General features: G+C 49.1%; 11 protein-coding genes. 4 read left to right on the top strand and 7 right to left on the bottom strand.

Features of this window, described 5'->3' with window-relative positions:
* Positions 1-8: 8 nt before the first annotated feature.
* From ACFO5U_RS10360 to ACFO5U_RS10380, 5 genes are all read right to left on the bottom strand, one after another.
* Positions 9-989: an NADPH:quinone oxidoreductase family protein gene (locus ACFO5U_RS10360; RefSeq protein ID WP_377278982.1), complete on the bottom strand. Its 981-nt coding sequence runs from the start codon at positions 987-989 to the stop codon at positions 9-11.
* Positions 990-1,022: 33 nt separating this feature from the next.
* Complete coding sequence (locus ACFO5U_RS10365; RefSeq protein WP_377278984.1) at positions 1,023-2,249, bottom strand: acyl-CoA dehydrogenase family protein; 1,227 nt, start codon at positions 2,247-2,249, stop codon at positions 1,023-1,025.
* On the bottom strand, positions 2,242-3,831 hold the full coding sequence (locus ACFO5U_RS10370; RefSeq protein WP_377278986.1) for a class I adenylate-forming enzyme family protein: 1,590 nt from the start codon (positions 3,829-3,831) through the stop codon (positions 2,242-2,244). The genes ACFO5U_RS10365 and ACFO5U_RS10370 overlap by 8 nt, the downstream gene beginning before the upstream one ends.
* 309 nt (positions 3,832-4,140) lie before the next feature.
* Positions 4,141-4,857, bottom strand: coding sequence for a YebC/PmpR family DNA-binding transcriptional regulator (locus tag ACFO5U_RS10375; protein WP_377278987.1), 717 nt, complete (start codon positions 4,855-4,857; stop codon positions 4,141-4,143).
* A 195-nt stretch (positions 4,858-5,052) separates the two neighbouring features.
* The gene (locus ACFO5U_RS10380; protein ID WP_377278989.1) at positions 5,053-6,162 is read right to left on the bottom strand and encodes a nitric oxide synthase oxygenase; all 1,110 of its coding nucleotides are present in this window, start codon (positions 6,160-6,162) and stop codon (positions 5,053-5,055) included.
* A gap of 398 nt (positions 6,163-6,560) precedes the next feature.
* Here ACFO5U_RS10380 and ACFO5U_RS10385 point away from each other — a divergent pair, with 398 nt between their 5' ends.
* The gene (locus ACFO5U_RS10385; protein WP_377278991.1) at positions 6,561-7,361 is read left to right on the top strand and encodes an HAD family hydrolase; all 801 of its coding nucleotides are present in this window, start codon (positions 6,561-6,563) and stop codon (positions 7,359-7,361) included.
* Between the two features lie 53 nt (positions 7,362-7,414).
* On the opposite strand, the gene serA is transcribed toward ACFO5U_RS10385, so the two are convergent.
* Both serA and ACFO5U_RS10395 read right to left on the bottom strand, forming a co-directional pair.
* Positions 7,415-9,001 (bottom strand): phosphoglycerate dehydrogenase, encoded by a 1,587-nt coding sequence (serA, locus tag ACFO5U_RS10390; RefSeq protein WP_274843188.1) that lies wholly within the window; start codon positions 8,999-9,001, stop codon positions 7,415-7,417.
* Positions 9,001-10,158 (bottom strand): pyridoxal-phosphate-dependent aminotransferase family protein, encoded by a 1,158-nt coding sequence (locus tag ACFO5U_RS10395; protein ID WP_377278992.1) that lies wholly within the window; start codon positions 10,156-10,158, stop codon positions 9,001-9,003. The genes serA and ACFO5U_RS10395 overlap by 1 nt, the downstream gene beginning before the upstream one ends.
* Before the next feature lie 641 nt (positions 10,159-10,799).
* Between ACFO5U_RS10395 and ACFO5U_RS10400 the strand changes: the two genes are divergently transcribed.
* From ACFO5U_RS10400 to ACFO5U_RS10410, 3 genes are read left to right on the top strand one after another with little or no spacing between them, the layout of a single operon-like run.
* Positions 10,800-11,738 (top strand): glycosyltransferase family 2 protein, encoded by a 939-nt coding sequence (locus ACFO5U_RS10400; RefSeq protein ID WP_377278994.1) that lies wholly within the window; start codon positions 10,800-10,802, stop codon positions 11,736-11,738.
* Positions 11,728-12,123, top strand: coding sequence for a GtrA family protein (locus ACFO5U_RS10405; RefSeq protein ID WP_377279489.1), 396 nt, complete (start codon positions 11,728-11,730; stop codon positions 12,121-12,123). Before ACFO5U_RS10400 ends, ACFO5U_RS10405 begins: the two co-directional genes overlap by 11 nt.
* 18 nt (positions 12,124-12,141) lie before the next feature.
* The gene (locus tag ACFO5U_RS10410) at positions 12,142-14,733 is read left to right on the top strand and encodes a YfhO family protein (protein WP_377278995.1); all 2,592 of its coding nucleotides are present in this window, start codon (positions 12,142-12,144) and stop codon (positions 14,731-14,733) included.
* Positions 14,734-14,743: the final 10 nt, after the last annotated feature.

The following is a 14,743-nucleotide window of genomic DNA, read 5'->3' on the forward strand; positions in this document are numbered from 1 at the left end:
TCCCCCTTTTATGGCGTGACGACCAGTTTGCCGTAAGTTTTGCGGCTGCCGAGCTGTTCCAGTGCGTCGACGACTCCTTCAAATCCGAATTCTTTATAGAGGAGCGGTTTGATGGCGCCTGCTTTGTATAACTCCATCAATTCTTCGTGCGCTTTCATCACTTGGTCGGGCATAAGATTGCGGAACAAGCCGAAATGAACACCGACAATCGAATAGTTTTTGATCAAAGCATGATTGGTCGGTGCATCGGCAATCCGTCCTCCAGCAAAGCCAATGACGAGTAGCCTGCCTTCAAAGGCGATGCATTTTCTTGAACGGTCGAAGGTATCGCCGCCGACCGGGTCGAAAATGACGTCCGCTCCTTTGCCGCCTGTGGCTTCTTTGACAATCGGCACAAAATCTTCTTCCCTGTAATTGATGACGATGTCTGCGCCAAGCTCTCTGCAAATCGCCAATTTTTCCTCGCTTCCGGCTGTTGCAATGACCATTGCGCCTGCCGCTTTTCCAAGCTGCACCGCTGCCGATCCGACACCTCCCGATGCGGCATGCACGAGAAGCACTTCGCCTTTTTTCAAGTTGGCGGTGCGGTGAAGCGCGAAATAGGCGGTTTGATACGTAATGAACAGCGCGGCCGCTTCCGCATAGGAAAGCTCATCCGGAATCGGGAAAATGCCTTCCTGTTTAACAATGGCCCATTCTGCCAGCCCGCCGTTCGGCAATAGCGGCGTCGCCAGCACACGCTGCCCGATTTTTCCTTGCGTTTGTTCTCCGAGTGCTTCGACCGTACCGGCGATTTCCGCTCCCGGCGTAAAGGGCAGTTCCGGCCGTTCCTGGTATTTTCCTTGGCATTGCAATATATCGAAGAAATTAAGTGCCGCCGCTTCCACTTTGATGAGCGCTTCGCCTTTGCCTGGTGTCGGCTTCGGCAACTCAGCGACCGTCAATGCTTGCTGCGGTTCACCGAGTTCCGTCACTTGCCATGCTTTCACTAATCATCGCCCCTTTCCCCCGATCTGATCGGCTTATTGTTTCGCTGTATTCGCTTTCAATTGCTCGCGCAGTTCAAGCCGTCCGACATCGCGCAAATGCACTTGGTCCGGCCCATCGACAAGACGCAAAGTACGTGCGTTTGCGTAATGTTCGGCAAGCGGGAAATCTTCCGTCAGCCCCGCTCCGCCGAATACTTGCATCGCACGGTCGATAACATTGATCGACACGCGCGGTGCGGCGATTTTAATCATCGCGATTTCTTTGCGCGCAGCTTTCGCACCGTGTTCATCGATTTTATGCGCTGCATTTAAAGTCAACAGCCGTGCCTGTTCGATTTCGATGCGGCTTTCCGCGATGATTTCCTTGATGACGTCTTTTTCGGCTAATGTCGAACCGAAAGCGACGCGGCTTTCTGCACGTTTGCACAGGAGTTCCAAGGCTCGCTCGGCAGCACCGATTGCGCGCATACAATGATGAATGCGCCCTGGCCCTAGACGACCTTGTGCGATTTCAAACCCGCGTCCTTCACCGAGCAGCATATTGCTCGCCGGAACGCGGACATTTTCATAATGCACTTCCGCGTGGCCTTGCGGCGCATCGTCATAGCCGAATACGGTGAGCGGGCGGACGATTTTGACGCCTGGTGTATCAAACGGCACGAGGATCATCGATTGCTGCTTATGTTTTTCGGCATCCGGGTCGGTTTTCCCCATGACGATGGCAATGCTGCAACGTGGATCCATGGCGCCCGTCGTCCACCATTTCTTGGCGTTGATGACATATTCATCTCCGTCGCGGACGATGCTGCTCTGGATATTGGTGGCATCGGACGAAGCGACGTCCGGCTCTGTCATCGAGAAGCAAGAACGAATTTCGCCGTTCAATAAAGGCTCGAGCCATTGTTTTTTCTGCTCATCTGTTCCGTATTTGACGAACACCTCCATATTCCCGGTGTCTGGTGCATTGCAATTGAAAATTTCGGGCGCAATAAGTGAGCGTCCCATAATTTCACATAAATGGGAATACTCATAATTGGATAGTCCAGCGCCATAATCCGGATGGTCTAGAAACAGATTCCATAAGCCTTGCGCTTTGGCTTTTGCTTTCAGCTCTTCAATGACCGGCGGAATCGTCCAGCGATCGTTCGTGCTTTCTTTGTATTCTTTTACTGTCTGTTCAGCCGGATAGACAAAGTCATCCATGAATTTCAGTAAGTCTACACGCAGTTGTTCTGCTTTTGGCGATAATTCTTTAAGCATTTGATCGGCCCCCAGTTTCTTTTAATGTGTTTTTCAGTATTTTTCCTGATGCGTTTCTCGGCAAGCTGTCAATCAGCACAAACTCTTCAGGCACTTTGAACTTTGCCAATGTTTTTTTACAATGGGCTTTGAGTCCATCAAGGTCATTCGGGTCCAGTTTAGGCCCGACGACAAACGCCTTCACTTTTTCGCCGAACACCGGGTCCGGCTCGCCGATGACGGCCGCTTCGACCACATCCGGATGGCTTTTCAGCGCATCTTCCACTTCGATGGAGAAGATCTTTTCGCCGCCGCGATTGATCATATCCTTCTTGCGGTCGCGGATATACACATAGCCGTCTGTGTCCATAATCCCGAGATCCCCCGAATGCCAATAGCCGTCCGTAAAGCTCGACTGGTTGGCAGCCGGGTTGTCCCAATACTCCTTGATGATCATCGGCCCCTTGATATACAATTCGCCGGATTCACCTGGCGGCACCGTGTAACCTTCCGAATCGACGATTTTAATATCGGCCACGTCGACCGGTAACCCGACTGAAGTCACTTTCGAAATCGGATAACCAGTCGGCATCAAAGTCGCAGGAGAAGTCGTTTCCGTTGCTCCGTATGCGTTATGGAGCTGAGCATTTGGAAACGCTTGTTTCAGCATCTGGAATGTTTGCTGGTAAATCGGCGAACCACCGAATGCCACTTTCCGCACGAAGCCGAACGAATGCTTTTGAAATTCCGCGCTTGTCGACATCATGATGAAAATGGTCGGTACGTTAAAGAGAAAATTGATTTGGTGTTTTAAGATCAGCTGGATGTACGCTTCGTTTTGATAGCGCTTCATGCTGTAGACCGTGCCTCCGATATAAAACATATGAAGCAATTGCCCGACAAGCCCTGTAACATGGAACATCGGAACTGCGACGATTGTTTTCATCGTCTCATCCGTTTCAAACCGTTTCTTATAGTTCATGACGCTGTGGACAGCGTTGATATGTGCGAGCACCGCACCCTTGGGCCGCCCTGTCGTTCCTGATGTATACAGAATGAATGCGCCGTCCTGTTCATCGATTTGCGTCTGCTGAAACGGAGCATCGGCATTCAACAATTCTTCATACGAGTTGCTGCCACCGATGATAAAGAGTTGTGGACGATCACTTTGCTGAAATTCGTTTTGCTCGACGGCTTCGCTTACTTTTTCTGCATATTCCGCTTCTGTGATTAAAAGCGCCGGCTTGGAATGCCCGATAATGTATTGAAGCTCTTCAACTTGCAGTTTGACATTGATCGGTACCATGATCGCACCGGCTTTGGCACAAGCAAATACGACTACTGGAAATTCCGCGCAATTGCCGATCACCGCTCCTACACGGTCGCCTTTTTTGACGCCTTGCTGCTGCAGATTGGCGGCAAGTATGGTAGATTCCTTGTCGAGTTCCGAATAACTTAATGTCCGTTGTTCTGTGACGACCGCATCTTTATCGGCGTATAGATTGACGCTTGCGGCGAGCAATTCGCCGATCGATGCCGGCCGCTCTGCAAACACTTTCACGTTAGGCCGGCCAAACAGTTCCATCGTTTCTATAGCTGCCAAGCAAAGTCCTCCTCTCAAGGCGAATGTAAGCACTTACATATCGCATCAAAAAAATTTCAACTCTCCGGTCATTTATTAAATCATGATTCAAAAAAAGTATAAGGTTATTTATTTTGAATTACAAGTCAATTTTTAAATTATTTTAAATATTCTTTTTTATTTATTATCATAAAAAAACTTCTGCCCCCTTTTGGACAGAAGTCAATCACTTATTCATTTGCATGGATCGCAGCTTCATTGCGCCTTACCTGTTTCTAATCAGTAAAAACGCTTTTTCAACCAATAGACCCTGGAATGACCAATCTTTTCTTACGCTAAATCGACGTTGTGATAGACCTGCTGGACATCTTCGAGGTCTTCGAGCGCATCGACCATTTTCTCGAATTGAGCCTGGTCTTCTTCCGTTAACGGCAGTTCGTTTTGCGGAAGCATCGTCAGCTCGGCAACAGTGAAGTCTGTGATACCGTCCGCTTTGAACGCTTCCTGCACAAGATGGAATTGATCCGGTTCAGCGTAGACGATGACAGTGCCTTCTTCTTCGAGGATATCGCGCACATCGATGTCCGCTTCCATCAATAATTCCAGCACTTCATCAGCCGTCTTGCCTTCTACGCCGATAACCGCTGTGTGGTCGAACATATAGGCGACCGAGCCGCTGACGCCCATGTTGCCGCCATTTTTTCCGAATGCAGCGCGCACATCGGACGCGGTGCGGTTGACGTTGTTTGTCAGGGTGTCGACGATGACCATCGAACCGCTTGGACCGAAGCCTTCGTAACGCAGCTCGTCGTAGTTTTCTTCCGATCCGCCTTTTGCTTTTTCGACGGCGCGGTCAATGATCACTCTTGGCACATTATAAGTTTTGGCGCGCTCGAGCACGACTTTCAACGCTTGGTTCGAATCCGGATCCGGCTCGCCTTGTTTTGCGGCTACATATATTTCACGGCCAAACTTCGCATAGATTCTGCTTGTATTGGCGTCTTTGGAAGCTTTTTTCTCTTTAATATTATTCCATTTGCGTCCCATTGCTATTCCTTCTTTCTAAGGTTTCTTACGATGAAGAACATCATTTCGTTCTATTATAATACAATACCTTCCACTCTATCGACCGCCAGCCGAAAAAACTGTGATTCTTGCATGTGTTTTTTTCGAGTGTTTAAAGGCTCAATAAAAATCGCTTTGCTCTTCACCGGAATGGTTCCAGGAGATGAGCAAAGCGATTTATGTGTTGCGTTCAATTTCGTACGGTGCGTGTTGATAGAAATAATTCGGTTTGACGACATCGTTTTTATACGGCTTATGGAAAATATGCGTTGTTGCTGGCGACACCGGCGGTATGAGCCACGCCCAATTGCCCGTGACGCTGCGCCCTTCACGTTCTTCGATTTTCTCGAAGCTTTTAAACTGTTTCGCGGCGGTGTGGTGATCGACAATGGTGACGCCCGCTTCGGCGAACGATTCCAGCACGGCGACGTTCAATTCGATGAGCGCCTTGTCTTTCCAAAGCGTCCGCTGCGAACTTGTATCCAGTCCCATGATCTCTGCCATTTTCGGCAGCAGGTCATAGCGGTCTTCGTCCGCTAAATTGCGCGCACCGATTTCAGTTCCCATATACCAACCGTTAAACGGGGCCATCTGGTATTCGATACCGCCGATCTCGAGCTTCATGTCTGAGATGAGCGGCACTGCGTACCATTTCAAGCCAAGATCGCCGAGTGCCGTCCATTCCGGGTGTGTAATTGCCACTTCCGGCTTGGCGCCTTCCGGCAGTTCAAAGCATTTCGGCGCTTGTCCAATTCGGCCGATTACCACCGGCAACAAATCGAAATCACTTTGTGCCCCGCGCCAGCCGAGCGCCTCGCACTGTTTCGTGAATGCGATGGAAGTCGAATCCCCGATTACGCGGCCTTCACGCTCGTAGCCGGCATAGCGCAGCAATTGATGGTTCCAGATGCGCAGGCCGCTTTTGTCGGCTTGCTTGAAAATCGTAATCGCCGGTCGGATTTGTCCTGCGTTGAAAGCAAAGCGCAAATGGCGAACGAGGGCATCAAATGCCTGCTCTTCCGTTTCCACTTCACGTTCATCAAAAACGTCTAAAGTTTTCCAGAAAAGACGCCCGATACAGCGGTTGTTATTGCGCCAGGCCATACGCGCCCCGTGTTGCAATTCCTCTATTGTATGTTCATAGCTACCGGTCGCCTCAATCTCCCGTTCGATTACGTTGACGCGGCTGCGGATTTCCTGTTCGTTTTTTCCAAGTTCCAAATAGCATATTTCAATGAAATGAGCGGCCTCTTCCAATAGAAGAGTGCTTTCTTTTAGCTTTTCCATACATTCCACCCCTTTCCGTCCATCGTACCACCAGAAAGCGCCAGCGGAATGCAGATTTGTGACAACTCTTTGATTTTCAGCCGCGCTTTAGTACACTATGGGTTGAATAGATAAATCTAATCTCTAGATATTCCGCAAAACCACTCCTAAGAGCTTTGCTCAACTCTCGCTACACTCGAGCATCGCAAGTGAATGCGTTCAGCTAAGCTTCACTCATTCATTCATTGCGGGGGCTCGGCTGTCTCGTCGCTCAAAAGAGCGCTGCTCCCTTGGGAGTCTCCGTGGTTTTGCTCCATATCTTACATTTGTTCTTTGAATCATCATCCTTCAATTATAAGTTGTAGTTAATCATGATTCTAAAGTTTAATTTGGATAAAAAAGTAAGGGAGTGGCGCGTTATGGTGAAAGCGATTTTCTTTGATTTGGACGATACTTTATTATGGGATCAGCAAAGCGTGAAAGAAGCTTTCCGTGAGACCTGCGAATGGGCAGCCGAACAAAGCGGCACCGATTGCAGCAGACTTGAACAAGCGGTGCGGGAAGAAGCCCGCAAACTGTATGCGGGGTATCCGACACATGCCTTTACACAAATGATCGGCATCAACCCGTTCGAAGGTTTATGGGGGCGTTTTGATGACCCAGGTGACGACTTCCAGAAATTAAGTTCAGTCGCACCTGGCTATCAGCAGGAAGCTTGGACGCTTGGGCTGAAACGCCTGGGCATCGACGACCCCGAATTGGGCAAACAACTCGCCGAGTATTTTCCGGAAGCGAGAAAACGCAACCCGATACTTTACGAAGACAGCCTAGAAGTGCTCGATCAATTGAAAGGGCGTTTCGATTTATTGCTGTTGACCAATGGCTCGCCCAGCCTGCAGCAAATCAAGCTCGACATCACACCGGAAATCTCGCCTTATTTCGACCACATCGTCATCTCCGGCGCATTCGGGCGCGGCAAGCCTGATGCCTCGATTTTTGAACATGCTTTATCGAAGTTCGGCTATCGCCCGGAAGAGGTATTGATGGTCGGCGACAATCCGTTGACCGACATTCTCGGCGCTGAGCGTGCCGGCATTCCGTCCGTCTGGCTGAACCGCGAAAACAAAATACCTCACGAAACGGTAGTTGCCACTCATGAAATTAAAGACCTGCGAGAGCTATTGCCTTTGCTCGAGCAATTGAAAACTGTATCTCCATAAGAAAAGCGCCCGCACCGATTGGTCTCCAGACGATCGGTGCGGGCGCTTTATTTTTACAGATCGATCGCCGTGACGCTTTCGATTTCTTCAAGCTTCTTCAATTCTTCCAAGTCTTCCGGATCGGCATGCTTGTCGATCGACAACATCATGATCGCGTCTCCGCCGACGTTTGAACGCCCTACTTGCATCGTCGCGATATTGATGTCTTCTGCGCCTAGCAATGTGCCGACGCGGCCGATGACGCCCGGGCGGTCATTATGGCGAATGAACAGCAGATGCCCGTTCGGCAAGAAGTCGACGATGTAATCATCCACTTTAACGATGCGTGCGCCTTGGCCGTTCAATAGTGTTCCGGACGCTTTACGCGTGCCGCTCTGCGTTTTCACTTCAACGGTGATCAGGTTGGTGAAGCCGCGGGATTCAGTCGATTTATGTTCGTTGACATGAATGCCCTTTTGGTTGGCGATATACATCGCATTGACGTCATTGACGTGTTTGCCGAGATGGCGCTTGAGCATACCTTTGAGCATATTGCGCGTCAAGGGGCCGACTTCCAGATTGGCTAGTTCGCCTGAATAATAGACGTTCACTTCGTCTGCCGTTTCCCCTGTCAAGTCAGTGAGGAATGTACCGATGCGTTCAGCCAGATCGAAATACGGCTCGATGCGCTTCATGATTTCTTTCGGTACAGACGGCAAGTTTACAGAATTGCGGACGGTGCCATATTTAACGAAGCTGACGACATCTTGGCTGACATCGACCGCAACACTTTCCTGCGCTTCGAATGTGCTCGCCCCGAGGTGAGGCGTCGCGATGATCTCCGGCAATTCGAGCAAGCGGAAATCGACCATTGGCTCTTGTTCAAAAACATCCAGTGCGGCACCGGCCACTTTCCCGGACTTCACCGCATCATACAAGGCGCTTTCGTCGATGATGCCGCCACGTGCACAGTTGATGATCTGCACGCCGTCTTTCATCACTTTAAAGGCTTCCGCATTGATCAAATGCTTTGTTTCCTTTAACAGCGGTGTGTGAACCGTGACAAAGTCAGCCACTTTCAAGACGTCTTCGACCGATCCGAAATCGACGCCGAGCTTCTCCGCCTTTTCAGCGGTCAAAAATGGATCATAGGCAATGATGTTCATGCGCTGGCCTTTAGCACGTGCCGCCACTTCCTGGCCGATGCGGCCGAAGCCGACGACCCCAAGCGTTTTGTTTTTCAATTCGACGCCGACATAGGATTTACGGTCCCATTTGCCTTGTTTCAGGGAGTTGTAGGCTTGCGGGATTTTGCGCGCCATGCCCATAAGCATCGCCATTGTATGTTCTGCCGCGGAGTTGGTGTTGCCGTCGGGTGCGTTGACAACGATAATGCCGTGCTCGGTCGCTGCTTCCAAATCGATGTTATCGACACCGACGCCTGCGCGGCCGATGATTTTCAAATTGGATGCTTTCTCGATCAATTCGCGCGTCACTTGCGTTTGGCTGCGGACAAGCAGCGCGTCAAAGCCGTCGATGCGCTCGCCAAGTTCCGCTTCAGATAAATTCGTTTCCATGACGATGTTGATGCCATCGGCGTGGCGCAGTGGATAAACGCCTTCTTCAGATAGCGGATCGCTGATCAATACGTGAAATGTCATTACTTATCCTTCCCTTCCAAAAAGACTTGCTGAGCGGCTGCGATGCCCGCGCCGAGTGTGATACCTTGTCCAAGCTTTTTCAAGACGACTTCCGATGCGGCGAGTGCCTGCAGTACTTCGGCCGGTGAACAATAACCCATGTGGCCGATGCGAAAAATCGTTTTGGCAAGATGCTGTTGTCCACCAGCGAATTCAATGGCAAACTCTTCTTTCAGCACTTTACGGAATTGTTCTGCATCAAAATCTTCCGGATACACAGCGGTAACTGTCGGCGAAGCATCCTCGTCGCTCGTCAATAAGCGGACGTTCAAGGCTTTAAAAGCGGCACGTGTCATGTCGCGCATTAAGCGATGGCGGCGGTAAACTTGCTCGAGCCCTTCTTCTTCCAACAAGTTCAGCACTTGCTGAAGGCCGTACAAGATTGAGATGGCCGGTGTGAACGGCGTCGTATCTTTCTCGATATTGTCGCGATGTTTTTTCAAATCCAAATAGAAACGCGGCTGCGGGTTGGCTTCAATTTTCTTCCATGCCCGTTTGCTCGCAGCGATGAACGCAAGTCCTGCCGGTAGCATGAACGCTTTTTGCGAGCCAGTGACGACCACATCGACGCCCCACTTATCCATTTCCGTCTCCGTTCCCGCCACACACGATACTCCATCTACGACGATCAATGCATCCGATACTTGCTTCACCGTCTCGGCGAGTTCCTTGATCGGGTTTAACACACCCGTCGATGTTTCACAAAACGTTGAGAAAATGACGCGGATTTCCGGATGTTCATGGAGGAAGTTTTTGACGGCTTCCGGATCGACAGCCTGGCCCCACTCTACATCGAATACATGGGTCGTAATATTGTATGCTTCACAGATCTTCGCGAAGCGTTCACCGAATGCTCCAGTAACCAGCACCAACACTTCATCCCCTGGCGCTACCGTGTTGACGACGGCACTTTCAAGCGCTGAAGTCCCGCTGCCCGTGATAATCATCACTTCTTCTTTCGTGCCGAACACTTTTTTGAGCTTCGGGCGGATATCGCGGATCAAGGAATACGTGCTTTCCCCGCGGTGCCCGATCATCGGCTGTGTCATCGCCCGTTCGACGCTCGGTGGAATCGGTGTCGGTCCTGGAATTCGCAAGATCTGTTGGTCTGTTAGCATAATTATTTCCCCTTTCGATTTGAAAAGACTTTTCGCGAAAACATGTATACAAAAAAAGACTCCACGCCCTCACATCATAGATGCAAGGGGCGAAGAGTCTCTAGTCGCGGTACCACCCTAATTCACTGACCGACAAGCGGACAGCCTCATTAAACATCATGCGTAACGGACATGAAACGGATGGGCCTACTCATTAATTTCAGCACATCTATTCGGGAGTGCTGCCAAATGCCGGAACCGCTGATTTGCACCATCCATCAGCTCTCTTCAGATTCCTATGCACAAAGCCTGTCTCCGTCAAAATAGTTAGTCGCTATAGTTGAATTGAGTCCATCATATATACGATAAAAACTATTGTCAATATATAATAAATATTAAGAATCCTTTGCAAGCGTTTCCAATGGCGCTGCTGCTAGATGATTTATGAAAAAAAATTTCTTTCTATTCTTTTTCTTTTCAGAGAATTGCGCCTTTTAGCGCATTCAGCGCTGAAGGCCCGCACATGCTACTGACGTTAATTTTGCGTATAATGAAGAAGGCTTCCCTATTGATTTGTTATATTTTGCAGGAATAATGTCCTGTAAAATGGGTAAACTGATTTTTAGGGAAGAATTGCAAGCCCATTGAAAGGAGACACCATTATGAAGCTGATCTCTATTGTTGTGCCAGCTTATAACGAAGAAGCGAACATCGCTTCGATGTACACGACATTGGTACAAGAACTTGAGCCGCTTCCTTATCTGTATGAAATCATGTTTATTAATGACGGCAGCAGTGATGGAACTTTAGAAGAAATACTCAAACTCGCCAATGAATACGACACTGTTAAATACATTTCCCTGACCCGCAACTTCGGCAAGGAATCCGCCATGTTTGCAGGACTGAAACGAATTCGCGGGGACGCGGCCATTTTGATGGACAGCGATATGCAGCATCCACCTACACTGATTTGCGAGATGGTCGACGGCTATGAACAAGGCTTCCACCAAGTCGTCGCCAAACGATCTCGCAGCGGCGAATCGAAACTACGCAGCTGGCAGTCCGCTCTTTATTATAAAATGGTCAATTCGGTCACTGATGTCAGCCTGCAAGACGGCGAGGGCGATTTCCGGCTTCTCAGCCGCAAAGCCATCAACGCCATATTGTCACTCAGCGAAAGCAACCGCTTTTCAAAAGGCATCTACTCATGGATCGGCCTGAGCAAAAAGACCATCAATTACGAAAATGTTGTACGCGCAGAAGGTGACTCCAAATGGTCCTTCGGTAGCCTGGTCAATTATGGCATCGATGGCATTATCTCGTTCAACATGAAGCCATTGCGCATCTGTTTTTATACAGGGTTTCTTGTTTTGTTTTTGTCGCTTCTTTATATCGCCTTCACCTTCTATCAAATCATGGCACGGGGCATTATCGCTCCCGGTTATTTCACGACCATTACCGCTATCTTGCTGCTCGGGGGCATTCAATTGATCAGCCTGGGTGTTATCGGCGAGTATGTGGGGCGCATCTATAACGAAACGAAGCAACGGCCTCATTTCTTGGTCGATATGAGCAATGTGGATGAATACGATGAGCCTTGATCGCTTGAATACGGAGTTTACACGCTTTATTTTTGTTGGGGTCGTCAACACATTAAGCTATTACTCCATTTACCTGTTTTTACACAATGTGCTTGATTGGGCTTATATGCTATCGCACATCATCGGTTTTCTAATCAGTTTGAACATCTCGTTTTTCCTAAACACGTACGTTACGTACAGAGTTAAGCCGACCTTAAAAAAATACTTGTATTTCCCACTGACGCAAGTGGTGAATATGTCGGTTTCTACAGTCTTGATTTTTATTTTTGTCGAGTTTCTCAACATCAATAGCAATATTGCTCCGTTTGCCGCTGTGATTTTTACTATTCCAGTAACGTTCATCGTTTCGGGAAAAATCCTCAAGGCGCCGGCGCAGCCAAAATAACTTAAAGACGGTGACATTATGCGTTCGTTTCGTCCCTTTCTTCTGATTGCCATTGCGTTTTTAGCCATGTCCGTTATCGGCCATGGCATCTTTCTGTTTCAATGGACACAAAATCAATTCATGGCAGGCCCGAATGATGGTCTTGCACAGATGATGCCTTTTAAACAATTGCTCTATGACCAGTATACGAGTGGTGAGTTTTTCTATTCGTTCGATTTCGGACTCGGTGCAGGCATTTTCAGTGAGCTGTCCTATTATTTCTCTACCTCCTTCGTCTATATCGCTACGATCGCTATTGTTTATGTACTCGAATGGATGCGGATAATTGGAGAGCCCACTGTGCTGTTCTGGGCGCAGGCTTCCGTATTTATCAGCATTTTAAGACTGGTCGCCGCGTTGCTGATCACTTACGGGCTGTTTCGCTATATGCACATCAGCCGCTTATCGGCGTTTGTCGGTGCCAGCATCTATGCCATTTCCGGCATGTATTTTCGCCACGTCACTTTTTGGGAATTTTTCGCTGATGCCTTTTTGTGGCTGCCGCTGCTGATTTTCGCGGCCGAGAAAATTTTCCGAGAACAAAAACCCGGCTGGTTTATTGCTGCCGTCGCAATCTCGATGATTGATAATTTCTATTTTGCCTATATCAATTTCCTATTGACGTGCATTTACATCGCCTTCCGTCTGTTCATGCCATTGGCCGAGGCGGAAACAACTCGAAAAAAAGCCATCGTGTTATTTGTGGCTGCCGGATTGATCGGCGCCGGCATTTCGGCTATCTCATTCGTGCCATCGGTTTATGCTTACTTGAACAATCATCGCCCACCGTTCGATCAGGCCATTCCGTGGTTTGAACAAACAGAAAATATCTTGTTCATGAGCCGATATATCCTGTTGCCGGCGATTTTCGTACTGTTCTTGTTCATTCCGACGCTTTACCGGCTGCGCACATTCCGTTTGTTTGCTGCCATTGGCATGCTGACGCTCGTCATGTACTACAGCCCGATGATCGGCAGTGTGTTCAACGGCTTTTCAGCGCCTCAACACCGCTGGGAGTATTTTATTTCACTGGTGGCAGCTGGGGCGATTGCAAGCGGCTTGGACCATTTCCATAAGCTGCGATTGAAAGACCTGCTTCCCGCCTCATTTATGACTTTGCTTGTTTATGGGTTGTTTGTTCTGCGCGATGACCAGCTTGAATTTTCTACGCTCTATCCGCGCCTTGCAGTGATCGGCCTCGTAGTCACTTTAGCGCTGGCCTTGCAAGCCACCGTGGCAACCGAGAGGATGAAAAAGCCGTTATTAACCGGCTGGTTATTGATTTTCACGCTGATGGCAGCCAATGTCTATCAAAGTGAAAAATTGCTCATCGATGGTAATATTGCTGATGTGGATGAGGAATTAATTACCGGGGAAAACTATGACGATACGGAAGTCCGGGACTTGATCGATGAAATCCAACAACGGGAAACAAGCGAAATGTATCGCATCGACTGGATGGAAGGAGTCCGCAACAATACGCCGATTGTCCAAGGCTTCCAAGGACTTAGTGCGTACTCCAGTATTTTGAACAAAAACTTATTGTATTTTTACTTAATCGAGCTGGAAATCGATATGCAGCGCGAGAGCGTCAGCCGCTACGCTACACTTGGCAACCGCAGCAATCTCTTCAGCATACTGCAAGGCAATTATGCAATTCGCGAAAAAGATGATCCAAATGTGCCGTATGGCTTCCGCAAGTTTGCGGCAACCGAAAATTATATCGCTTATCAAAACCGCTATCCGTTGCCTTTTGCACGTCCGGCTTTCCAGGTGTTCCAAGAGGCGCAATTGGCGGAGGAGCCGCCATTGCTACGCGAACATGCCATGCTTAGCGGCATCGTTCTTGATGAAGACGTTGAAGCACAACCTCTCCCTGAGCGCTTTCCGGACGAAGCAAGTTATGCCGTAGAGGGTGTAGACGCAACATATGAAAACGGCCTTCTCGATATCACCGGTGAAACCGGGGGCATCAACTTGACGCTGGATGAAATCCCCCAAGAAGGCGATTTGTATGTATCTTTCCACTTGGAAAATACAGCGGCGGATCAAGGATTTGCAATCCAAGTCAATGAGTACCGGACGACACGCAAATCGAACCAATCCATTTACAAAACCTTTGTCGATGATTTGACCATCCGCATTGCTGCCGCTGAAACGGTTGAAATCCGATTGCCGAAAGGCGTCTATCGCATAGATGACATCGAAGTGCTGAACGAGCCCTATACATTGTTGAAGGAACAAAACGCACTCGCCGACCGGACGAGCAATTTGACGATTGACGGCAGCCGGGTCGATGTATCTTACGATAATCAGGACGGCGCCCTCTTTTTGAATTTGTCGATTCCTTACGAAAGAGGCTGGCATGCGAAGGTGAACGGTGAACGGGTTGATGTATTAAAAGCCAATTACGCTTTTCTTGCTGTTCCGCTCGAAGCGGGCGACAACCAAGTCGAACTGCGTTATCGCCCGCCGTTCTTTTTATCTTCCCTGCTGGTAACTCTAGTGTCGCTTGCGCTCGGGATTTTCTGGCTGTTCGTGCGAAAAAAGCGCGTTCGATCACATGACTAAAGTCACCGTG

The organism is Planococcus dechangensis (assembly GCF_042654465.1).
GTDB classification, from domain to species: Bacteria; Bacillota; Bacilli; order Bacillales_A; family Planococcaceae; genus Planococcus; species Planococcus dechangensis.

Bases quoted from the DNA above. Each gene is read 5' to 3' on its own strand.
- ACFO5U_RS10365 (WP_377278984.1), bottom strand. From the start codon at position 2,249: ATGCTTAAAGAATTATCGCCAAAAGCAGAACAACTGCGTGTAGACTTA.
- ACFO5U_RS10375 (WP_377278987.1), bottom strand. From the start codon at position 4,857: ATGGGACGCAAATGGAATAATATTAAAGAGAAAAAAGCTTCCAAAGAC.
- ACFO5U_RS10380 (WP_377278989.1), bottom strand. From the start codon at position 6,162: ATGGAAAAGCTAAAAGAAAGCACTCTTCTATTGGAAGAGGCCGCTCAT.
- ACFO5U_RS10385 (WP_377278991.1), top strand. From the start codon at position 6,561: ATGGTGAAAGCGATTTTCTTTGATTTGGACGATACTTTATTATGGGAT.
- serA (WP_274843188.1), bottom strand. From the start codon at position 9,001: ATGACATTTCACGTATTGATCAGCGATCCGCTATCTGAAGAAGGCGTT.
- ACFO5U_RS10395 (WP_377278992.1), bottom strand. From the start codon at position 10,158: ATGCTAACAGACCAACAGATCTTGCGAATTCCAGGACCGACACCGATT.
- ACFO5U_RS10400 (WP_377278994.1), top strand. From the start codon at position 10,800: ATGAAGCTGATCTCTATTGTTGTGCCAGCTTATAACGAAGAAGCGAAC.
- ACFO5U_RS10405 (WP_377279489.1), top strand. From the start codon at position 11,728: ATGAGCCTTGATCGCTTGAATACGGAGTTTACACGCTTTATTTTTGTT.
- ACFO5U_RS10410 (WP_377278995.1), top strand. From the start codon at position 12,142: ATGCGTTCGTTTCGTCCCTTTCTTCTGATTGCCATTGCGTTTTTAGCC.